This window comes from Zobellella endophytica, from assembly GCF_003012775.1.
GTDB classification, from domain to species: Bacteria; Pseudomonadota; Gammaproteobacteria; order Enterobacterales; family Aeromonadaceae; genus Oceanimonas; species Oceanimonas endophytica.
Genome location: NZ_PXYG01000001.1, coordinates 901,872 through 923,244, shown reverse-complemented (window position 1 = coordinate 923,244; position 21,373 = coordinate 901,872). Strand labels below are relative to the sequence as shown.

Here is a 21,373-nt window from a genome sequence, read left to right as displayed (position 1 = left end):
TGTTCAGAAGGTGTCGGCGTCTTTGAACCAGGCGCCTTGCTGATCCTTGGCGGACAGGGCGGGTTCGGCGCCGTTTACCAGCGGCCATGTAATGGCTACGTCCGGATCGTTCCAGCGCAGGCTGCGGTCATATTCCGGGGCATAGTAGTTGGTGCATTTGTATACGAAATCGGCGCTGTCGCTCATCACGTAAAAGCCGTGGGCAAAGCCTTCCGGCACCCAGAACTGGCGTTTGTTCTCGGCGGAAAGAACCACTCCCACATGCCGGCCGAAGGTGGGGGAGTTTTTGCGCATGTCCACCGCCACGTCATACACTTCGCCGCTCACCACCCGCACCAGCTTGCCCTGGGGCTGCTTAATCTGGTAGTGCAGGCCGCGCAGAATGCCCTGCACCGAGCGGGAGTGGTTGTCCTGCACAAAGGGTTTGCCGCCGGTCAGCTCGTCGAACAGGCTTTGGCGAAAGGTTTCCATAAAAAAGCCACGTTCATCGCCGAACACGGTGGCCTCAATGATTTTTACCTCGGGAATGGCGGTATCAATAATCTTCATTTCTTCACCGTGTAGTCTTTCTTGAAGCCGGACTCGTTCAGCAGGTTCAGCAGGTACTGGCCATAGCCGTTCTTCCTCATGGGATCGGCAAGTGCCGCCAGTTGGGTGGCATTGATGTAACCCAGCCGGTAGGCAATTTCTTCCGGGCAGCACACCTTCAGGCCCTGGCGTTTTTCTATGGTGGCGATAAAGTGCCCGGCTTCCAGCAGGTCGTCGTGGGTGCCGGTGTCCAGCCAGGCGCTGCCGCGGCCCAGGGGCTCCACCTGCAGCATGCCTTCATGCAGGTATACCTTGTTCACGTCGGTAATTTCCAGCTCGCCCCGGGCGGAGGGCTTGATGGATTTGGCAATGCTGACCACGTTGTTGTCGTAGAAATACAGGCCGGGCACCGCGTAGTTGGACTTGGGATTGGCCGGCTTTTCTTCCAGCGAAATCACCTTGCCGTCGGCATCGAATTCCACCACCCCGTAGGCATTGGGGTTGTGCACATGGTAGCCGAACACGGTGGCGCCGCACTGGCGTTGGGTGGCGTTTTTCAGTGAATCGGTGAGGTTGTGGCCAAAGAACAGGTTGTCACCCAGGATCAGGCACACCGGATCGTCACCGATAAAGTCTTCACCCAAAACAAAGGCTTGCGCCAGGCCGTCCGGGCTGGGTTGCTCCTTGTAGCTGAGCTTTATGCCCCATTCGCTGCCGTCGCCCAGCAAATCTTTAAAGCGGGGCAGATCGGTGGGGGTGGAGATAATCAGAATATCCTTGATGCCGGCCAGCATCAGGGTGCTGAGCGGGTAGTAGATCATGGGTTTGTCGTATACCGGCATCAGCTGCTTGCTTACCGCCTTGGTCAGCGGATACAGCCGGGTGCCGGAGCCACCGGCCAGAATAATGCCTTTGCGGTTCAGCGGGTTACCGCAATTTTTTATGTCAATCATGGGTGCTTTTATCCTGTATTTGGTTAATCGCGATGATCTTTGACAATCAAAATGATCATGCTGGTTATAAAGGCCAGAAACAGCGCAATAATGGCGAACACACTGGCGTTATAAAGCCGCTCCGGCCTGGTGGCATATTCCGGCAACAGCGGGCTTTGCAGCACGCTGACTTGTTTGAGTTTGCGGGCTGCTTCGATGCGGGTGTTTTCCAGCGCGGCCAGGGCGCTGGAGTAGGTTTGCTCGGCAAACTGGGCCTTGAGCTCGAGGGTCTGGTATTCAGATGAGATCTTGTTCAATGAATCACCGGTGGCCTGGGCCAGCCTGTTGCGTTCTTTGTCAATTTGCTGCTGCAGGGCGCTAATGGAGCTTTGGATCTGCACCAGCTCGGCGGAGCGGATGCTCTGAAAGCTGCGGCTGGCGGTGTATTGCGCCTGCAGCCGGGCGAGGTCGCCTTCCAGCGTGGCCACCACCTGGTTCAGGCTTTCTACCGTGTGAATGGGCGAAATCAACCCGTGTTCGTTCTGGTAGGCCAGCAGATCGGTGCGGGTTTCGTCAAAGCGCTGCTCCAGGCGGGTGATTTGCCGCTCCAGAAAGCTGACCTGCTCTTCGGCCAGGCGCTGGCCCATTTCGTTCATGTGCGCTTCACCGGCCTGCAGCAACAGCTGTGCCACGGCATGGGCAAAGTCCGGGGTAAAGGCTTCAACCTCTATGTTCAGCACCCCGGAGTAGTCGTCCATCTCCAGGCTGACGCGCTTGCCGTAATAGTCGTGCAGATCTTCAATGGGGGCGTCGGCGTTGTGCAGGCGGGCAAAAAAGTCGCCGTTTTCGCTGTAATGCTGGCGAAAGGGCAGTTCGGCCTGCACTTTTTTAAGCATATCAACGGAAAGCAGGTGTTCGCGCAGCAGCAGCAGATCGCCGTTACCACCGCCGCCGGTCAGCATGCTGGAAAAATTGATGTCCGTGGCCGCAATTTGCGGGCTTTCCAGCACCACGGTGGCGCGGGAAACATAGCGATCTTCCGCCCATATGGCCCAGTAAAAACTCACGGCAATAATGGCAACAAAAGTCATTGCCCAGTGGGGATGCTGTTTAAGAAAACGACTCATAGGGTGTGGTTACTCGTTATTTTCGCTAAAAAGGGAAGGCATCGGTTAGTCTGCTTTGGGGGTAACGGCCGGATTTTCGCCCGTACTCTTGGCGTTGGGGCCTTGCCCGGGCCTGTTGGCATTTGGGCCCTGGCCTGGGCGCCTGGCATTGGGGCCGGCGGGCCTGTTGGCATTTGGGCCCTGGCCGGGGCGCCGGGCATTGGGGCCGGCTCCGGGCCGGTTGGCGTTGGGCCCTTGTCCGGGCCGGTTGGCGTTGGGCCCCTGTCCGGGGCGCCGGGCATGGGGGCCTTGTCCGGGCCGGTTGGCGTTGGGGCCTTGGCCGGGCCGGTTGGCGTTGGGGCCAGCTCCGGGCCGGTTGGCGTTGGGGCCTTGGCCGGGGCGGTTGGCGTTGGGTCTCTGGCCGGCGGGTTTGGCATCGCCACCGGTTTCTTCATGATAGGCGGCAATGGCGTCGTTAATATCGTCAAACCAGTTGGCCTGGCCATCCTTAAGGTAAATCCCGGCCTGGCACAGGTCTTTTAAAATGCCTTCGGCATGCGACACCATAATCAGGCTGGATTGGCCAACCTTGTCCTTGAATGCCTTGCTGGCCTTGTTTTTAAAGGCGCGGTCGCCCACGGCGGTGGCTTCATCCGACAGGTATACGTCAAAATCAAAGGCCAGCGACAGGCCGAAATTCAGCCGGGAGCGCATGCCGGAAGAGTAGTTTTTAATCGGCCAGTCAAAGGCGTCGCCCAGCTCGGCAAACTCTTCCACAAAGTCGATGATTTTAGCTACATTCAGCCCGCCGCCATGCACCCGGGCCACAAACTTCACGTTTTGCCGGCCGGTCATCGAGCCCTGAAAGCCCCCCGCCAGGCCAATGGGCCAGGATACCCGGGCGTGGCGAATAATCTCCCCCTTGTCGGCCTTGTCCATGCCGGCAATCAGCCGTAGCAGGGTACTTTTGCCGGCGCCGTTGCGCCCCACCAGGCCCACGCTTACCCCGGTGGGGATAATCAGGTTGATGTCCTGCAGCACCCAGGGGTTGTCGCGGCCGTCGCGGTTATGGTAGCGCTTGTACAAATGCTTGATTTCTATCATTGGACTTTCAGCTGGTCGCGATAACGAATATGCAGCAGCAGCCCCAGGGCATTCACGGCCAGAATAAACAGCCATAAATAACTGATGCTGGTGCCATGCACCACGTGGTAATGCTCAAAAAATCCCTGCCGCAGCAGTTCCAGCCCGTGCACTATGGGGTTGAGCATTAAATACTCCAGTAGGTAATGGGGCAGGTGGTTCAGCGGCAGCACAACCCCGGAGATGATCAGCAGCGGCAAGCTAATCACCTGCACAACTTTGCCTATCTCCGGTATCAGGGTGCCGAGCACGGAGGTCACCAGCCCCAGCCCCAGCCCCAGGCACCAGAGGCTGAACCAGAAAAACAATGCCCTCAGGCCGTTGTCGGGAAAGATATCCAGCCCCAGCAGCAGGCCGCCGGCAATAAACAGCAGGAAAATAAAGGTGCGCAGCATGCCTTCCACAAAGTTGCGTACCAGCACGCCGTCCACCGGTTGCACCTGGCGGTAGGCAAACAGCGCCTGGGTGGCGTTTATCGCACCCAGGCCGCGGGTCATGCCTTCGCGCACCAGAAAAAAGCCCATCATGCCCACTATCATCCAGGGGATGAAATCGGCATTGACGATCAACTGGTTGGAGCCGCGGATAAAGCTGCGGATAAACACCATGACTCCCACCATAGCGGCCGGTTCGAAGATCATCCAGAACCAGCCCATGCGGTCCGCCATGGTGCGGGACACGGCTTCCCGCATAAACATGGCGTACCACACACTGCGGGTTACCTGCCAGGGGGTACGTGCCTGCATGGTCATTACAGGTCTATCGCCACTTTGGCGGCCACGGCCAGCTGGTAAAGTATTTGCGAAATACTGGTGGCCAGCTGCAGGTTCTTGGTGGGCACGGCCGGCAGCACCAGGATCTCGTCGCCGGCGCGCAGGGTCACGTCGGCCGCCTCGCGTACTTCGCCGTTCTGGCGCACCACCAGGATGCGTTCATCATCCGCATGCTGGGTGAAGCCGCCGGCGCCTTCGATGTAGTCGATGGCCTTGCGGCCCGGGGTGAACACCACGGACTGGGGCACCAGCACTTCGCCGCTCACCAGCAGGGAGTCGGATTTTTCCGGAATGGTGATCACGTCGCCGTCCTGCAGGCGAATGTTGCTGATGCGGCCGTTGTGGGCCAGCACCAGGCGGCCGTTGGGCTCCACCTGGGAGGCGCGTTCGATAAAGCTGCTGATCAGTTCGGCCTCGCGCACCCGGATTTCCGCCTCCTCGGTGGTGGCGGAAGAGGCGCCCAGGTAGGTGGTTTCCAGCCGGGCCAGGCTGTCTTCCAGCGCCTGCTTCTGGCGCTCGGCCACGCTCACCCGCTTGAGCGAAATGCTGTTGACGTCGGTCATCTCTTCGGGCACAGCCACGGCGTCCAGCAGTTCGTGCAGCTGGGCGTCACGCGGCAGGGCAAAGCGGGAAGGGCCGTAATAGCTGCCTTCCAGCTGCACCACTATGGTGTCGTCGCGCAGATCGGAGCTGAACAGCACCTGGTCACCGCTTTGCAGACTTTGCAGGCTGAAGTCGGCCACGTCGATATAGCTGGACACGGGGCCGCTGGTGCGGGCGCCGCGCAGCAGCACGTGGGTCACGTTCGACTTGAGCCGGGCCAGCTCCAGCAGGGCCTGGCCGGTCATGGCGTTCGGCATCAGCTCGTAGCGATAGGGGCGGGCCACGTCGCCTTCCACCGTAACGGTGGGGCCGCGTTCTTCCACTACGATGGTGTCGCCGTCGCGGAACTGCGGGCGGGGCAGGGTGCCGTCGATCAGAAAGTCGTACAGGTCGGCGCTGGCGATAGTGGCGCCGTTGCGCATCACCCGTACCTTGCGGTAGCTGCCCACGGCATCGTCGATACCGCCGGCCTGATCCAGGAAATACAGCAGCGAGTCGTTGGGGGTGCCGGCGAAGCGGCCGGGGTTTTGTACATAACCGGTCACGAACACGGACACCGGCTGCACCCCTTGCAGGTTGGTGTAAACCTGGACGTTGCTGGAATACACCGAGCTGACCGCGCTGCGCACCGTGCTGTCGAGCTGGCTGTGTTTGAGGCCCTGCACCTTGATCGGGCCCACGGCGGGAATAAAGATGTTGCCCTGGGCATCCACCGGCAGCACCCGGTCGATTTCAACCGCGCCCCATACCCGCAGGGTCACCTGGTCGCCGGGGGCGATCACGTAGTCGGGGTTCAGGCCGTCGGCGCGCACGCCGCGAAAGCCGCCGGAAAACAAATGCGAACCAAAGCTGGGGAAGGCATCGGCCGGCATGGCAAACGGCTGCGGTTGCAGGGGACCGTAGCGACCGGTTTGCCAGCTGGTGTTGGTATTGGTGGCGGCCTGGTCGGCTGCGGAGGGGGCGTTAAAACGGCTTTGCTGCTCGGCGGGCAGTTCGCCGGCATCGGCGCCAATCAGCTGGGCCTGGGCGCTGGTTGCGGAAATGGCCAGCAGGGCGAGCAGGCAGGACTGCTTCACCAGGATGTTGAGACGGTTGGTCATGAATGTGTTACCCAAAAATGTACGCGATTAGCGGTTGAGCAGGCGGGTTACCGGGCGCACGCTGGCCCAGCTGGTGTCACCGGTCTGGCAGGCAATATGATGCTGTGTGGTGCCGGAGGACAGGGTCACTTCCAGCTCCCGGCAGGTGCGGCCGCTGGCGGCATAATAGGGCTGGTTGGCCAGCACCAGTACGTTATCTCCCCAGGGGGTCTGCGCCATGGTAATGGCGCTGCCGGTGGCGGCGGAAGAAAGGTAGTCGTTGAGTTGGGGAGACAGGGCGGTCTGGTGGCCGCCGTAACCGGGTTGGTCGATGCTACCTCGTTGGGTTGCGCAGCCGGTGGCCGTGGCCATGCCTAAAACAAGCAGTGATAAGGTGAAAGTACGTTTGAGTTTAACGTGCATGCGTGGTGCGCTCTTCGTTGGAATGGTGCGGCTGTAATATTGCAATATAAGCGTTTTTGAAGGGAGTGAAAGGGGACCGGCTCAAACTATGAAAATTCGGATTCTCTAAAGTAATCAGGTACGCTACCGCCCTTAGGTTACAGCCCCTAATCTGCTGGTTTCACTCGCTCCATGTAAAACGCGGTTGCAAATTGCAAGGCGCCGTTATCTAAAACCGGTGGATAATAACATCAGAAAACGCCGAATTCGACACTGGAAAGGGAGTTTGCGTGTTTATCCGTCGCATCAGATTATGAAAGGAATGTTTCACTGGGATGACGGTTGGCGGAAGAACATGACGGGACAGAATGCTGTTGAGAAAAGAAGGTTTTTTACTCTAAAGAAGGCGGTTTTTTGTTAATAGTGATGGTTTTTTCAACGCCGATCCGGTGCCTGCCCTTTGTGTACAATTCATGCGTTCTCCCCTTGTTTCCTGTTGTTCCCGGCTCTCAACGGAACAAGGGGACGGGAGCGCTCCGGCAGCACGCCGCCAAGGCGCTCAATTGTGCCGTTTGTGCTGCATTCTAGGAGGCATTTTGAGCCAGTCGGGCCGCCAGCTGATCCGCCACCTGCTCCCAGGCGGCGGCCAGGGCGCGCACCAGGGCGGGGTAGCCGTCGTCGGCCAGGGGCTGCTCGGCGCTGAAATCGGCCTGGGCCAGCAGGGTGCCGTCGCCGGCCAGCAGCTGCCACTGACCCTCGGCCAGGGCCACCCCGTCGTACCGGCCCTGGAAGCGGCCGAGCCGGACCCGGATTTCCCGCACTTCGCGCCCGGCCAGCAGCGGCTGGCCCCGGCCGACGACCTGGGATTCGGGCAGGGCCGAACTCAGCCGCCGGATCAGCAACTGCTGCAACTGGCCACCCAGTTCCTCGGCCCACAGGTGCTGGCGCGCCTGGTACACCTCGATATCGCTCAGCTGCATCACGATGCCTTCGCCGTCCAGGTGGCCGGCCAGCCGGGGCGCGGCCACCGTTACCGCCAATTGGTGCGGGTATTGCTGGCCGGCGGCCGTGGCCGGCAGCAGGTAACCGGGGCTGCCGGCGGGGCCGTCGGCGGCACAGCCGGCCAGCCCCAGCGCGGCCAGCAACGTCAGGGAAACGGCGCCGAGGCGCCGCGCGGTGCGGAGAGTCTTGTTCATCAATGCGGGGCCCTCGGTTGTGGGTCTTCGGACAGTTTCTTGTCGAAGATCAGCGCGTTGGGCTGATCATTCAGGGTGCGGATCACCGGCTGCAGATCGCGCATCAGTTGTTCCAGCCGGGCCAGGGTCTGGGTCAGCTCGTTATAGCCCTGGGAGTCGGGGGCGAAGCCCTGCAGGGTGTCGCGCAACTGGCGCAGGGTGCCGTTGACGTTTTCCGGCATCCGGCCGGTGGCGGGATCGGCCAGCAGCGCATCCACCGAGGCGGCGATGCTGTTCACCTTCTCCATGCTCTGCCGGGTGGTGGCCAGGGTCTCGTTGAGGGTGCTCAGGATCGGCTCGACTTCCAGGTTGTTGAACTTGTCCAGCAGGTTGGACACCTTCTGCTCGATTTGGGCGAAGCTGCCGGAGGTGGTGGGGAACACCGGCCGCTCGACGAAGTTCATGCGCTGGAAGGGCACCACGTCCTGATGGAAGTTGAGATCCACGAACAGTGCCCCGGTCAGCAGGTTGCCGGCCTTGAGCGAGGCGCGCAGGCCGTTGTTGAACATCCGATCCAGGCGCTGGTACCACTCTTGGGTGTCGATCTCTTCCAGGCTGTCGTCGAAGCGCTGGGGCTCGATGCGGATCAGCACCGGAATGGCGAAGCGGCTGAGCGAGTCGGGCTGGGGCGCGCTGAAGTTCCAGGGCGCGCTGATCACGGTGCCCACGCGCACGCCCCGGTATTCCACCGGGGCGCCCGGGGCCAGGCCGCGGATGGTGTCATCCACCAGCAGCACGAACTCCAGGTAGTCGTCGTAACTGCCCTCGTTGGCGCTGTCTTCGTCGGCAAACAGCAGGAAGGTCGACCCCGCCTTGGCCGGGTGGCCCATGGCGGCGTTTTCGGGCACGCCGAAGGTGACGCCGCCGCCCACCAGCGATTCCAGCGAGCCCACATTGACCCGAAAGCCCTGGGAGTCGAGGCGGATGTCGACCCCGGAGGCGGTCCAGAAGCGGGTGGTGCTGGTCACCAGCACGTCGTAGGGCGCCTGGATGTAGAGCAGGTGGCGCATTTCCCGTTTTTCCGGATCGAAGCGGCTGTCTTCCACCCGGCCCACGGTGTAGCCCTGGTAGGTGACGGGATCGCCGGTGGTGATGGCGTTGCCGACCTGGCTGACCAGGTTGACCCTGAGCCCGGGGGCGTCGGGCGGGGCGACCGGCGGCTGCTCGAGCACGGTGAACTCGTCTTGCCGGGTCTCTCCGCTGCCCGGCAGCAGCTGGATATAGGCGCCGGAGAGCACGGTGCCGAGGCCGCTTACGCCTTCCCGCCCGATGCGCGGCTTGACCACCCAGAAGCGGGTTTCGTCGTTGAGCATGCGCTCGGCCTCGGGGCTCATCCGCGCGGTGATCAGGGCATGGCCGAGATCGTCCGACAGGTTCACCATCTCCACCCGGCCCACTTCCACGTTGCGGGTCTTGATCAGCGTCTTGCCGGCCTCGATGCCTTCCGCGTTGTCCATGATCAGGGTGATGGAGGGGCCCAGCCGGCTGAGGTTGTCGTAAATCATCCAGGCGCCGATCAGCACGGCCACCAGGGGCACTATCCAGATGGGGGAAAGGGAGCGTTGTGTCCGGCGCGTGGCGCGCTGGGTGTCAGGCATAGTCGGATTCCTTGGCATCGGTATCGCGGCCGGTTTGCGGCCGCGCGTCAGGGTCAAAGTCGGGTTCGGCGCCGGCCCAGATGCTGCGCGGATCGAACAGCATGGCCGCCAGCATGGTCAGCACCACCACGGCGGCAAACGCCAGGGCGCCGGCACCGGGCTCGATCGACAGCAGCGAGCCGTTGCGGATCAGGGCGACCAGGATGGCGACCACGAACACGTCCACCATCGACCAGCGGCCCACGAATTCGGTGATCCGGTACAGCCGGATCCGGGCGTTGCGGCTGAGCGCCTGGCGGTCGTGCCCGACCACGTGGCACAGCCACAGCAGGGCCAGCATCTTGCTGACCGGCACCACCACGCTGGCGGTGAAAATGATGAAGGCGATGGGCCAGTCACCGTGGTGGATGAACAGCAGCACCCCTTCCATGATGGTGGAGGGCACGCTGCTGCCGAGCGAGGTGGTGATCATGATGGGGTAGAAGTTGGCCGGGATATACATCAGCAGCGCGGCGGCGAGCAGGGCCAGGGTGGCCTGGCTGCTGAAGCCGGACGCGGCGTGCAACGGCTCGTGGCAGCGCCGGCAGCGCTCCCCGGCGCCGGTCGGCAGCGGGTTGACCAGGCCGCAGGTATGGCACCCCACCAGCCCCTGGGAGGCCGCCGTGCGGCCGGTTCTGACCCCTTCCGGCGCCATCGGCTCCCGCTCGAGGGAGAACCACAGCCAGTCGGTATCCACCGACTGGGTGGTAAACAGCAGCAGCAGGGCGTAGGCGCAGAAGGTCCAGAACGACAGCCCCAGCTCGATGTGGGCCATGCCCATCACCTTGATCAGGCTGACCAGGGTGCCGATGACGAACACGTCCGCCATCATCCAGGGGGTCACGTGGCGCAGGGTGCGGGCAATCTGCCGGCTGCGCGGCAGGGGCCGGCGCAGCAGCACCCCCAGGCACAGCCAGGCCACGCAGCACAGGTAAACCGCCGGCAGCACGATTACCGTCAGCAACACGCACAGGGCCACCAGCGGCTGGTGCAGGCCGATCAGGGTGGAGGCGGTTTCGGTCAGCTCGATGCGGTTGCCGATGCCGCTTATCTCGAAACTGATAAAGGGAAAGGTCACCGACAGGCCCAGGGTGATCAGGGTAGCGATGGCCAGCGCCAGGCTGCGCTCCGCCGGGTTGGCATGGCGCCGGGTCAGGGTATTGCCGCAGCGCGGGCATTCGGCTTTTTCACCGGGGTGCAGCGGCGGCAGCGCCACCAGCAGATCGCACTCGTGGCAGGCCCGCAACCGGCGGCGCGATACCGCCCGGCGCCGGTGCGGGGCGGGATGGACGGGGGGGCCGTCTTGGATGCGCTGGTCGGTCAATGAAGCCTGGCCTTGAAACAATGAATATCAGGGGCCCGATACTACGACAGTTGAGCGCGAAGAATAAAGTCGAATCGGCCGGGGCGGGCTGCCTTGGCATCATCTTCTATTGAGTCTTGTGTGCCAAAGGTGGAAGATATTCCGAAAGAGGCATGTATCCTGTCGCCTCGCCTTGTCCCCGACCCTTGCTGTTATCATCGCCATCCGGAGTCCTCATGCCGACAGACGCCAAACGGATTGCCCAGTATACCTATCTGTTGCTGACCATCATGGCTTGCACCCTGATGGGGGCCCTGGGGGTAGTGGCCAGTTTCCTTCTTTCCGCCGACGATGCACTGAGCATGGTGATCACGCCCGGCGGGGCGCTCGGCGTCATGTTGGCCGGTTTGGGGCTGGGCTGTGCCATCCGCGAGCACCGGCATGGCCGCCGGCTGTTTGCCCTGGCGCTGTTGCTGTTGGGCCTGTACAGCTTGTGGCGGCACGGGAGCACGACAACCCCGGGGGCGGGTCTCGGCGTTCCCTACCTGCCGGTGGTCTGGGCCTTGTTGCTGATCGGCCTGTGCCTGCTCGGCGGCCCGGAGCATCGCCGTTGCCGCCTGCTGTGGCGGGCCGTCGGCCTGCTCGGTGTCCTGGCCGGGGTGGCGGTCTTGCTCGGGCAGTGGTTGCTGGATATGAGCGAGGTGATGGGACCGCATCCGGCCTCTGCCTGTATCGCCAGCCTCTTTATGCTGGTGTTCGGGCTGGCGTTGATACTGGCCGGCGGTGTGCAGCGGCCTTACCGGCTCAGCCGGCCGGCGCAGGCGGTGGGGATGTTCGGTATCGGCATCACCTGCCTGTTGTGGTACCTGATGAGCTTTCAGCATCACCTCGATATCCGCCGGGCCAGCGATACCATGGTCGACAACGCCGAAAACGCCATGACTGACGTGATCAATACCCATGTCCTGCTGTTGCAGCGGTTGGCCGAGCGCATCGCGCTGTCGGTCGAGAGCGACCGGCCGTATCCGCACCTGCGCGATGCCCAGAGTTACCTGCGCGACGTGCCCAGCATCGATGAAATCGCCCTGGTGCAGCCCGGCCGCCGGCCCGTCTGGCGTCAGTTGCGCCACAACGGAGAAAGCCCGCTGCAGCTGGATCATCCCGCCCTCTCGGCCTGGCTGGCCCGCCCGGCATTACAGCCGCGGATGGTGGTGCTGGGCGGCCTCTATCCGGTGGCCAACAAGGCGCAGGCCGTCATTGCCCTGCCCATCATCCAGACCCGCCATGCGGGCATGCAGCTCCTGGCCAGGGTGGACCTGGCCAGGATGATGCAGAATGAGATTCACATGGAGTTACTCCCCTTTGTGCTGCATGTGAACGTCGGCGACGTCGAACTGTTCGAGCTGGCCGACCGGGCCGAAGACCATGGCCACAGCTTGTTCATGAACCGGCGGGTGTCCCTGCTGCCGTATGGCCCCGAAACAGAGCTGATCAGCTACCTGGGCGACATGCACTCCCTGGGCCGCGCGGCCCTGCTGCGGCTGCTGATGGCCCTGAGCGGCTTTTTCCTGAGCTTTCTCGCGGCCATGAGCATCGAGCTGATGCGGCTGGGGCTGATAAAGAGCCGGGACCTGGAGCAGGCCAAGCGCCATCTGGAAAATCAGCACCAGATTGAAGAGATGATTATCCGCCAGCAGCCACTGACGCACATACTGGCGGTGATCAGCCGGTTGCTCGGGGAGCAACTGCCCCATAGCCGCAATGTGGTGCTGCTGGCCCGGGACGACTGCCTGTGGATGGTCGGCGATGCCCCGCTGCCCGCCGAGCCGCTGCGGCAACTGGTTGCACAACTGAGCGGCCCCTTGCTCCGGGGGCGGGAAGTAGCGCTCGGGCCGGACTGCCCGGCGTCGCTGCAGCAGGCCGGCTTCGGCGGCGGCCGGGCCTATCCGGTGCGGGCGGCCGATGGCCGGGTGCTGGGCGGCCTGCTGCTGTGCCACCGGACGGCCTTCGCGGCGGATGAATCCGCCCGGCCCTTGATCGACAATGCGGTGGGGCTGATGGCGCTGGCGCTCGAGCGGGATCACGACAAGGCGCAGTTGGTGGAAAGCGAGCAGCGTTATCGGTCGCTGTTCGACCATAACCCCGACATGGTGTTTGCGCTCGATCTCGACGGGTATTTCACCAGTATCAACCATGCCTTCTGCCAGCAGTTGGAGCTGACGCCGGAGGAGGTGCTGGGGCAGCCTTATGCCCGGCTGGTGGAGCCGGATGATCTGCCCGGTACCGATGCGTTGTTTCGTGAGGTGGTAACCGGCGAGGCGCGCCGCTATCAACTGACCGCCCACAATACCAAGGGCCGTAAACGGGTGCTCGACCTGACCAACCTGCCCATCGTGGTCAATGGCCGGATCATCGGTGTCTATGGCATCGGCAAGGACATCACCCGCCAGCGGGAGGATGAGCGGCGGCTGGCCTATAACGCCAGCCACGATGCCCTGACCGGCCTGCCCAACCGCCATCTGCTGGATCAGCGGCTGCGGGAGCTGGGGCAGGCAGGCGGACAGACGGTGGTGCTGTTCATCGATTTGGACGGTTTCAAGCCGATCAACGATAGCCTGGGTCACGAGGTGGGGGATCGGCTGCTGGTGGAAGCGGCCCGGCGCCTGGGCGAACTGGCCCGGGGGGAGTTCATGGCGGCCCGCTTCGGCGGTGACGAATTTGTCATGGTGCTGCACGGTAGCGAGGCGATGGCCATGGCGCCGGCCATGGCGGAACGGCTGTTGGCGGCGCTGGCGCAGCCATATCTTGTCGATCAGAACGAGCTGTTCCTTACCGCCAGTATCGGCCTGGCGCTCGGCGACCGGGAGGAGCCGGTGCTCACCCGACTGGTGCAGCAGGCCGACATGGCGATGTATGAGGCCAAGCGGCAGGGGCGCAATCATTACCAGTGGTACAACGATGCGCTCAATATCCTGATGCAGCGGCGGGTGCTGTTGCGCAACGAGCTGCAGGATGCCATCGATCACCACCAGCTCGAGTTGTACTACCAGCCCCTGTTCGACCGGCAGGGGAAGGTGGTAAGCGTGGAGGCGCTGCTGCGCTGGCCCCATCCGCACAAGGGGCTGATTTCACCGGCCGAGTTCATTCCCCTGGCTGAGGAAACCGGCCAGATTATCGCTATCAGCGAGTGGGTGCTCGAGCAGGCCTGCCGCGATGCGCTGCGGCTCAACCGGCAAGGTGACTGCCGGGTAGCGGTCAACCTGTCGCCGCTGCAGTTCTACCGCTCCAACTTCCTGCACACCCTCGAGGCTACCCTGGCGCGCACCGGCCTGCCGGGGACGGCCCTGGAGCTGGAACTCACCGAGGGCATACTGATGAACGACACCCAGTTTGCCATCGAGTTGCTGCGGCAGATCCGCCGTCTCGGCATCCGGGTGGCCATCGACGATTTCGGCACCGGTTTTTCCAGCCTCAGTTACCTCAAGCATCTGCCGGTCGACAAGGTCAAGATAGACCGCAGTTTTATCCAGGATCTGGCCGAGGGCTCCCACGACGCCGCCATTACCCGCGGCATCATGGTGATGGCGCACCAGCTGGCGCTGGAAGTGGTGGCGGAAGGGGTCGAGACCCGGCATCAGTTCGAACTGCTGAACGGCTATGGCTGTGACTATTACCAGGGGTTCCTGCTGGCCCGCCCCATGACCCTGCCGGCATTGTCGAGCTTTTTATCGGAAAACCGGCAGCGGCTATTGACGGCTGTTAACAAATGATGAAAATAACGCCGCTCGTCCGATGTCGGGTCTACACCGAACGGCACAGCATGGTGGAAGATGGCCCCACCAAAAGGACTCGAACAGGAACAATCTGCCGGTAATGGGATTTTCCCGACTGGTTTCACTACTGGAGTAACCACCTTGCAGCTTCCCCGGATCCCCGATGATGAAATCAGGAGACTGCAGCTGCTCGGCGAGCTGGCCATTCTCGACACCGGACCGGAAGAGGGATTCGACGCCCTGACCCGGCTGGCGGCGGAGATCACCGGCTGCCGTATCGCCCTGGTGACCCTGGTGGATGACCACCGCCAGTGGTTCAAGTCCCGGCACGGTTTCGAGTTGGCGGAAACCCCGCGTGACATCAGTTTTTGCGGCCATGCGGTGCTGCTGACGCAGCCCATGGTGGTGGCCGATGCGAGCCGGGATCCGCGTTTTGCACATAATCCCCTGGTGAGGGAACAGCGTATTCGCTTCTATGCCGGGGTGCCGCTGCGGATCCAGCCCGGGATCAGCGCGGTGGGGGCCCTGTGCGTGGCTGATCCGGCTCCCCGGCCCGGGGGGCTGGGCGAGTTGCAGCTGCTGCAGCTGTCCACCCTGGCCGAACTGGTGTGCGAACGGCTGCGCAGCCGCCTGAGCATCCGCCGCCTGCGCGAGTCGGAGCGCGCCCGCACTCGCCAGTCGCAGCTGCTGGAGGCGATCAAGCGGGCGTCGGGCATCGGCTTCGCGCTGCTCGATGGCGAGGGCCTCATCGCCGATCTCAATGAAAAGGTGTCCAGCATCCTGGAGCAGCGGGTCGAAGATCTCAAGGGGTCGGATCCGCTGGCGCTGACCCTGCCCGCCGCCAGGGCCAGGGTGGGCACCATGATCCGCAGCTGCCTGGCCCGGGGCGTCAGGGTCACGGGCGACTGGCCGCTGCTGGCCCGGGACGGCGCCTTGCGCGTGGCCGGGGTCAACGTCGAGCGGCTGTGGCTCGACGACCAGCCCTACCTGTTCTGTGTGGTAACCGACAAGACCCAGCAGCGGCTGGAGGAAACCCTGCGCGACACCCAGGCCCGCACCCTGCGGGAAGTGGCCCTGGAAAACTCCCTGACCGATGTGCTTTCTTCCATCGGTAACGCCATTCTCTATCACCGGCCCGGGGCCCGGGTATTGATCAGCCACCTCAACCACGACCGCCTGGATGTAGCGTACCTGTCCCACGATACCCTGGCCGGGCTGGCGGCCCCGGCCAGGGCCGCGACCCGGCCGGTGTTCTACGCCCCCGGCCACACCCCGTTCGAGGCCCTGTCGCCGGCGTCGGCGGCCTGGCGCTTTCCGCTGCTGAGCGAAGGCTGCCAATGGCTGGGCGACCTGTGGGTGATGCCGGCCCGTGCCGGCCGGCCCGGCACCTCGGAAAGCAGCTTCCTGGACGGACTGGCCCGGGTGGCGGGCTTTGCCATGGAACGCCAGGATCAGCTCGAGGCGCTGCGGGAGCGGGCCGAATACGATGCCCTCACCGGGCTGGCCAACCGGACCCTGCTCGGCGAACAGCTGGCCCGGGCGCTGGCACACGCCGCCGGGCACCGGCAGCGGGTGGCCCTGCTGTTTATCGATCTGGATGATTTCAAGCAGGTCAACGACACCCATGGCCACCATGCCGGCGACAAGGTGCTCACCTGCCTGGCCGAGCGGATGAGCGAGACCCTGCGCAAAACCGATATCATCGCCCGGCTGGGGGGAGACGAGTTCGTGGTGGTGTTGCCGGATACCTCGGCCGGCACGGCGCAGAGGGTGGCGCAGAAACTGCTGGAGGTATTGTGCCAGCCGATTAACCGGGAAGGGGTGTTCTGCCCGGTGAGCCTGAGCATCGGCCTGATCCTGTCTCGCGACGGCGAGCGGGACGGCACCGGGCTGATCCAGCGGGCCGACGAGGCCATGTACCGGGCCAAGCAGGCGGGAAAACGGCAGGTCTACCTGCTCGATGAACCGGTTTGCTCAGGCGAGGAAGCGGTGTGACCGGGCTCTTTTTTTCATGGAAAGATTCATTTATATCCATTTTAAATGCAGGTTTTTTCTCTATAATGCGTGGCTGAATTGCAATTTTAGAACAGTGCGGAAGTGATAATGACACAAGCAAAAGCGATGACCCTGCTGCTGGTCGACGACAGCCGGGTGGCCCGGCTGACCCTGGTGCGGCAACTGCAAAGCCTGCCGCTGGAACTGAACATACTGCAGGCGGCCTCGGCGGATGAGGCGGTAGCGCTGATGCAGGGGCAGCGGGCGGACGCGGCACTCATCGACTTCAACATGCCCGGTCGCGATGGCATCGAGCTGGCCGCCGAATTCCGCCAGAGTCACCCGCAGATGACGCTGGCGCTGGTGACCGCCAATATCCAGGATGCCCTGATGAAGCGGGCGCAGGAACTGGACATGACCTTTTTGCCCAAACCCGCCAGCCTGGATGGCCTGGCCCGTTTTCTCGGAGCAGACGCATGACACTGACCCCCGATGAACACGACGTGATCGTGGAACTGATGAACATCGGGGTCGGACGTGCGGCCAATGCTCTCTCGCAACTGGTGCAGGATGAAGTGCTGCTGTCGGTACCGCAGCTGCGCTTCATGTATCCTGCCGAAGCCAGGGCGACCTTTTCCGAATCGATGCCCGGCCTGCTGGCCGGAGTGATGCAGGGCTTCAGGGGCTTCATGAGCGGCCGGGCCGCGCTGCTGTTTCCCGAAGAGCGCAGCCTGGAGCTGGTGCGGGCCATGCTCGGCGTGGATATGTCCGCCGATGAAATTTCCGAGCTGGAGCAGGAGACCCTGGCCGAGCTCGGCAACATACTGCTCAACAACTGCCTGGCCACCCTGGCCAATATCCTGAACCAGCAGATCCAGACCGATCTGCCCGAGGCCTTCAACGTGGATACCCCGCACCTGCTCAACCGGCTGTCCCTGTCCGGCGACGGGGACGAGGGTGCCATGATCATGCTGGTGCAGATCGATTTCAGCCTGCGGGAAAATGCCCTGCAGGGCTATCTGGCCTTTCTCATCGATCTGCATTCGGCGGATACCTTCCTCGCCGCCCTGCGCCGCTATCTCACCGAGCTGGAATGACGACCCGGATGGACGGCACCGATACCCTGCATCATATCGAGTGCGGCATCATGGTGCTCGACGATGAGCAGCGGGTGCGGTTCTGGAACCGCTGGCTCGAGATGCACAGCGGCATCGAGGGCGTCGCCGCCGAGGGGCGGCGGCTCGACGAGCTGTTTCCCGACGACCTGCCGGCGGTGCTGCAGGACGCCATCGGCGATGCCTGCCGGCACCGGTTGTCGCGCCTGCTGTCCCACCAGCTGCACCCGCAACTGTTGCCGCTGCGGCGGCTGTCGGCCTCGGGCGTCGGCAGCCCGCTCTTTCATTCCATGCTGCTGCGGCCGCTGGCGGACAGCGATGGCCTGACCCTGGTGCAGCTGCACGACACCACCAATGCGGTGCGGCGCGAGCGTCACCTGCGCGACAAGGAGCAGGCGGTGCGCAAGCTGCATCAGGTGTTGTCGGAAGAAAAACAGTTTATCGACACGGTGCTGAAGACCATCAGTGCCCTGGTGGTAGTGACGGACCGGTTCGGCCGTATCGTCAGCATCAACCGCAGCTGCGAGCAACTGACCGGGCTCGGGCAGGCGGAGGTGGTGGCGCAGCCGCTGAAGGTGCTGTTCAGCATCGACACCTTCAACAGCCAGATCGACAGCCCCTGGCAGCATCACGAGCCCAGGCCCTTTACCTGCCGCATGCACAATGCGGCGGGCGAGGTGATGCACCTGCGCTGGACGGTGAAATCCGTCGGCGAGGCCGGGCAGCCGCCGCGTTATCTGATCTATACCGGGCAGGACATTACCGAGCGGGAGCGGGCCGACGCCCTGCTGCGCCTGGAGCGGGAGATCCTGGAAATGGCCACCGCCGGTGAATCGCCGGCCCAGACCCTGGACCATATCTGCCTGGCGCTGGAACGCCAGCTGGAGCAGGCCCGGGTGGCGGTGTTGCAGCTGACCGCCGAGGAACGCCTGGCGGTGATGAATGCGCCGGGTCTGCCGGAGGCCTTCTGCCGGCGGCTCGAGGCCTTGCAGACCGAGCCGATCGCCCGCCTGGTGATGCCGGGGCTGCAGAACGGCCAGCTGCAGATCTTTTCCGCCGAGGGCGACGGCACACGCTGGCAGCCCTGGCTGGCCCTGGCCCGGGATTACCGGATGGCCGCCTGCTGGCTGATGCCGATCCAGACCGCGCAGCACATGCCCCAGAGCCTGTTTGCCATCTTCCCGGGCCAGCACCGCCATCCCTCGGCCCATGAGCAGATGGTGATACAGCGCATCGCCCACCTGACCGCGCTGATCCTGGAACGCCATCAGCAGCAGGAGCGCATCCGTTACCTGGCGTTGTACGACCCCCTGACCGGGCTGGCCAACCGCAGCCTGCTGAGCGAGCAGCTGTTGCGCAACATCAACCGGGCCCGGCGTGAGCGGCATCGCTTTGCCCTGCTGTTTTTCGATCTGGACGGTTTCAAGCAGGTCAACGACAGCCATGGCCACGATGCCGGGGACGCGCTGTTGTCGACCATCGGCCAGCGGCTCCAGGCCCGGCTGCGCGCCACCGATACCGGCGCCCGCATCGGCGGCGACGAGTTTGTGGTGCTGCTGGAAACCGTTACCGATGAAGCCGCCGCGCGGCAGGTGGCGGAGCAGGTGCAGGCCCTGGTGTGCGAGCCCGTCGCCTGGGGTGAGGGAGTGTTGCAGGTATCGGCGTCCATCGGCCTGGCCCTGTACCCGGAAGACGGCAACTCCGCCGACACCCTGCTGACCCGCGCCGATAACGCCATGTACTGTGCCAAGGCCCGGGGCAAGGCCTGCATCACCCGGCTGACGGACTGACGTCGGACGGCCCGCCCGCGCTCTACCAGCAAGGCGCACACGCCTGACAGCTTGATTTTTAAACTATATGGTGTTCTAGGGCTCGTGCCTCTCGTCTTTCCCGCGTCCTCCTTCGTTCTTCCCGCGAAGGCGGGAATCCAGGCCGGCGGCACCGGGCCGGGGTGTTATCGCCGGGTCATTTTTGAAGGCGAAACATTTCATGTTTTGACGCAAGCCGCCGATATCCTCATCCGATGCTATTGATTTTCCGAGGTGGGCAATGTTTCGTCATATTAATATCGGGCTCAGATCGGCCCTGGCTTTCGGGGTGATCGGCCTGCTGATGCTGGTGCTGGGCATACTGAGCATGGTGCAGCTGAAAAACCTGGATACCCAGATCACCCTGATCGCCGATCACCGGGTGCCCAGCCTGAACGCGGTGGAAAACCTCAACAAGGAGTTTTTGCGCGTTCGCCTGCACACCCTGGCGCTGATCCATGCGGTCAACCGGGACGAGCAGCAGGCCTCTCGCAGCCGGCTGGCCAACGCCCGGCAGCATATCGACGATATCAAGACCGCCTACGACCAGTTGATCCGCGCCGATGAGGCGAGGGCGCTGTTCGAGACCTTTTTGGCCGACGAGGCCAGGTACTGGGAGATACAGCGCCAGGTGGTGGATCTGGCCGCCGCCGGCGACACCTGGCGGGCCTCGGTGGTGTCCCGCGACGAACTCGTCCCGCTGGCGGACGGCATGGCCGGCACCCTGCGCTCGCTGACCGAGGTGCAACAGCAACGGATCGTCGACGCCAACGATGCGACCGATACGGTCTATGCGTTTTCCCTCAACATGGTCATCGCCATCCTGGTGGTGGCCCTGGCGGGGATGGCGGCCCTGGCCTGGCTGCTGACCCGCAGCATAGTGCAGCCCATCGACGAGGCGGTGGCGGTAGCGGAAACCATCGCCAGGGGCGATCTGACCCGGCCGGTCAGGGTGAGCGGCAAGGACGAGCCGGCCCGGCTGCTGCAGGCCCTGCAGGCGATGCAGCACAGCCTGCAGGACACCGTTAAACTGATCGCCGGCTCTTCCACCCAATTGGCGTCCACCTCCGAAGAGCTGAGTTCGGTGACCGAAGACGCCACCCGCGGCCTGCATCAGCAAAGCCAGGAGCTGGAGCAGGCGGCGACCGCCGTGACCGAAATGACCACGGCGGTGGAAGAGGTGGCGCGCAATGCGGCCACCACCTCCCAGGAGTCGGAGCTGGCGGATGAACGCGCCCAGTTCGGCCGGGAGCGGGTCGGCCAGACGGTCACCTCCATCGAGGGGCTGGCCGGCGAGATCGGCGAAACCATGCAGGAGATCGAAACCCTGGCGGTGAAGGTCAACGACATCACCTCGGTGCTGGATGTGATCCGCGCCATCGCCGATCAGACCAACCTGCTGGCGCTCAACGCCGCCATCGAGGCGGCCCGGGCCGGCGAGTCCGGGCGCGGCTTTGCGGTGGTGGCCGACGAGGTCCGCGCCCTGGCCCACCGGACCCAGGAGTCGACCAAGGAGATCGAGCAGATGATCCAGGCGGTACAGCAGGGCTCCCGGGGGGCGGTGAGCGCCATGCAGAGCAGCAACACCCGTACCGGCGAAACCCTGCAGATCGCCCGGGAAGCCGGCGAGGCCCTGGTGCAGATCGCCACCTCCATTTCCCAGATCAACGACCGCAACATCGCCATCGCCGGCGCGGCGGAAGAGCAGGCCCAGGTGGCCCGGGAAGTGGACGGCAACCTGGTCAATATCCGCGATCTGTCGGTGCAGACCTCGGCCGGCGCCAACCAGACCAGCTCCTCCAGCCAGGAGCTGGCCCGCCTGGCCGGTGAGCTGAACACCCTGGTCACCCGTTTCGTGATCTGAGGGTCACGCGGCCGCCGGGTGTGGCGCCGGGGGATGGGTGGTCCACTGAAGTGGAACCTACGGTGGGGTTTTCGACG

16 protein-coding genes are annotated in these 21,373 nt (G+C 63.7%); 6 read left to right on the top strand and 10 right to left on the bottom strand.

The features are described from left to right. Positions 1–3 precede the first annotated feature (3 nt). The 10 genes from rfbC to C7H85_RS04195 form a co-directional block, all read right to left on the bottom strand. Positions 4–549 (bottom strand): dTDP-4-dehydrorhamnose 3,5-epimerase, encoded by a 546-nt coding sequence (gene rfbC / locus C7H85_RS04240; protein WP_106728428.1) that lies wholly within the window; start codon positions 547–549, stop codon positions 4–6. Next, positions 546–1,481, bottom strand: a complete 936-nt coding sequence (gene rfbA, locus C7H85_RS04235; RefSeq protein ID WP_106728427.1) for a glucose-1-phosphate thymidylyltransferase RfbA — start codon at positions 1,479–1,481, stop codon at positions 546–548. The genes rfbC and rfbA overlap by 4 nt, the downstream gene beginning before the upstream one ends. Before the next feature lie 23 nt (positions 1,482–1,504). Next, positions 1,505–2,587 carry a KpsE/RkpR family capsule polysaccharide export protein gene (locus C7H85_RS04230; protein WP_106728426.1) on the bottom strand — a complete coding sequence of 361 codons (1,083 nt, stop codon included), beginning with the start codon at positions 2,585–2,587 and terminating at the stop codon, positions 1,505–1,507. A gap of 45 nt (positions 2,588–2,632) precedes the next feature. Then, complete coding sequence (locus tag C7H85_RS20020; RefSeq protein WP_245879559.1) at positions 2,633–3,670, bottom strand: ABC transporter ATP-binding protein; 1,038 nt, start codon at positions 3,668–3,670, stop codon at positions 2,633–2,635. Continuing rightward, positions 3,667–4,461 carry an ABC transporter permease gene (locus C7H85_RS04220; protein WP_245879558.1) on the bottom strand — a complete coding sequence of 265 codons (795 nt, stop codon included), beginning with the start codon at positions 4,459–4,461 and terminating at the stop codon, positions 3,667–3,669. Before C7H85_RS04220 ends, C7H85_RS20020 begins: the two co-directional genes overlap by 4 nt. Further along, positions 4,461–6,185 carry a polysaccharide biosynthesis/export family protein gene (locus tag C7H85_RS04215; RefSeq protein ID WP_245879557.1) on the bottom strand — a complete coding sequence of 575 codons (1,725 nt, stop codon included), beginning with the start codon at positions 6,183–6,185 and terminating at the stop codon, positions 4,461–4,463. Before C7H85_RS04215 ends, C7H85_RS04220 begins: the two co-directional genes overlap by 1 nt. 27 nt (positions 6,186–6,212) lie before the next feature. Beyond that, positions 6,213–6,536 carry a DVU3141 family protein gene (locus tag C7H85_RS04210; RefSeq protein WP_158260061.1) on the bottom strand — a complete coding sequence of 108 codons (324 nt, stop codon included), beginning with the start codon at positions 6,534–6,536 and terminating at the stop codon, positions 6,213–6,215. A 614-nt stretch (positions 6,537–7,150) separates the two neighbouring features. Then, positions 7,151–7,762, bottom strand: a complete 612-nt coding sequence (locus tag C7H85_RS04205) for a PqiC family protein (protein ID WP_106728424.1) — start codon at positions 7,760–7,762, stop codon at positions 7,151–7,153. After that, positions 7,762–9,399: an intermembrane transport protein PqiB gene (gene pqiB / locus C7H85_RS04200; protein WP_106728423.1), complete on the bottom strand. Its 1,638-nt coding sequence runs from the start codon at positions 9,397–9,399 to the stop codon at positions 7,762–7,764. Before pqiB ends, C7H85_RS04205 begins: the two co-directional genes overlap by 1 nt. Next, positions 9,392–10,762 (bottom strand): PqiA/YebS family transporter subunit, encoded by a 1,371-nt coding sequence (locus tag C7H85_RS04195; protein WP_146140409.1) that lies wholly within the window; start codon positions 10,760–10,762, stop codon positions 9,392–9,394. Before C7H85_RS04195 ends, pqiB begins: the two co-directional genes overlap by 8 nt. Positions 10,763–10,977: 215 nt before the next feature. On the opposite strand from C7H85_RS04195, the gene C7H85_RS04190 reads away from it, so the two are divergent. From C7H85_RS04190 to C7H85_RS04165, 6 genes are all read left to right on the top strand, one after another. Further along, entirely contained in the window at positions 10,978–14,511 is a 3,534-nt protein-coding gene (locus tag C7H85_RS04190; protein ID WP_146140408.1) for a putative bifunctional diguanylate cyclase/phosphodiesterase, read from the top strand. A gap of 144 nt (positions 14,512–14,655) precedes the next feature. Next, positions 14,656–16,509 (top strand): sensor domain-containing diguanylate cyclase, encoded by a 1,854-nt coding sequence (locus C7H85_RS04185; RefSeq protein ID WP_158260060.1) that lies wholly within the window; start codon positions 14,656–14,658, stop codon positions 16,507–16,509. 108 nt (positions 16,510–16,617) lie between these two features. Further along, the gene (locus tag C7H85_RS04180) at positions 16,618–16,989 is read left to right on the top strand and encodes a response regulator transcription factor (protein ID WP_106728420.1); all 372 of its coding nucleotides are present in this window, start codon (positions 16,618–16,620) and stop codon (positions 16,987–16,989) included. Then, positions 16,986–17,606 (top strand): chemotaxis protein CheC, encoded by a 621-nt coding sequence (locus tag C7H85_RS04175; protein ID WP_106728419.1) that lies wholly within the window; start codon positions 16,986–16,988, stop codon positions 17,604–17,606. The genes C7H85_RS04180 and C7H85_RS04175 overlap by 4 nt, the downstream gene beginning before the upstream one ends. After that, positions 17,603–19,414, top strand: a complete 1,812-nt coding sequence (locus tag C7H85_RS04170) for a diguanylate cyclase domain-containing protein (RefSeq protein WP_106728418.1) — start codon at positions 17,603–17,605, stop codon at positions 19,412–19,414. Before C7H85_RS04175 ends, C7H85_RS04170 begins: the two co-directional genes overlap by 4 nt. Positions 19,415–19,673: 259 nt before the next feature. After that, positions 19,674–21,296 carry a methyl-accepting chemotaxis protein gene (locus C7H85_RS04165; protein WP_106728417.1) on the top strand — a complete coding sequence of 541 codons (1,623 nt, stop codon included), beginning with the start codon at positions 19,674–19,676 and terminating at the stop codon, positions 21,294–21,296. Positions 21,297–21,373: the final 77 nt, after the last annotated feature.

Coding starts and splice junctions, on each gene's coding strand:
- rfbC (WP_106728428.1), bottom strand. CDS start 549: ATGAAGATTATTGATACCGCCATTCCCGAGGTAAAAATCATTGAGGCC.
- rfbA (WP_106728427.1), bottom strand. CDS start 1,481: ATGATTGACATAAAAAATTGCGGTAACCCGCTGAACCGCAAAGGCATT.
- C7H85_RS04230 (WP_106728426.1), bottom strand. CDS start 2,587: ATGAGTCGTTTTCTTAAACAGCATCCCCACTGGGCAATGACTTTTGTT.
- C7H85_RS20020 (WP_245879559.1), bottom strand. CDS start 3,670: ATGATAGAAATCAAGCATTTGTACAAGCGCTACCATAACCGCGACGGC.
- C7H85_RS04220 (WP_245879558.1), bottom strand. CDS start 4,461: ATGACCATGCAGGCACGTACCCCCTGGCAGGTAACCCGCAGTGTGTGG.
- C7H85_RS04215 (WP_245879557.1), bottom strand. CDS start 6,185: ATGACCAACCGTCTCAACATCCTGGTGAAGCAGTCCTGCCTGCTCGCC.
- C7H85_RS04210 (WP_158260061.1), bottom strand. CDS start 6,536: ATGGCCACGGCCACCGGCTGCGCAACCCAACGAGGTAGCATCGACCAA.
- C7H85_RS04205 (WP_106728424.1), bottom strand. CDS start 7,762: ATGAACAAGACTCTCCGCACCGCGCGGCGCCTCGGCGCCGTTTCCCTG.
- pqiB (WP_106728423.1), bottom strand. CDS start 9,399: ATGCCTGACACCCAGCGCGCCACGCGCCGGACACAACGCTCCCTTTCC.
- C7H85_RS04190 (WP_146140408.1), top strand. CDS start 10,978: ATGCCGACAGACGCCAAACGGATTGCCCAGTATACCTATCTGTTGCTG.
- C7H85_RS04180 (WP_106728420.1), top strand. CDS start 16,618: ATGACACAAGCAAAAGCGATGACCCTGCTGCTGGTCGACGACAGCCGG.
- C7H85_RS04175 (WP_106728419.1), top strand. CDS start 16,986: ATGACACTGACCCCCGATGAACACGACGTGATCGTGGAACTGATGAAC.
- C7H85_RS04170 (WP_106728418.1), top strand. CDS start 17,603: ATGACGACCCGGATGGACGGCACCGATACCCTGCATCATATCGAGTGC.
- C7H85_RS04165 (WP_106728417.1), top strand. CDS start 19,674: ATGTTTCGTCATATTAATATCGGGCTCAGATCGGCCCTGGCTTTCGGG.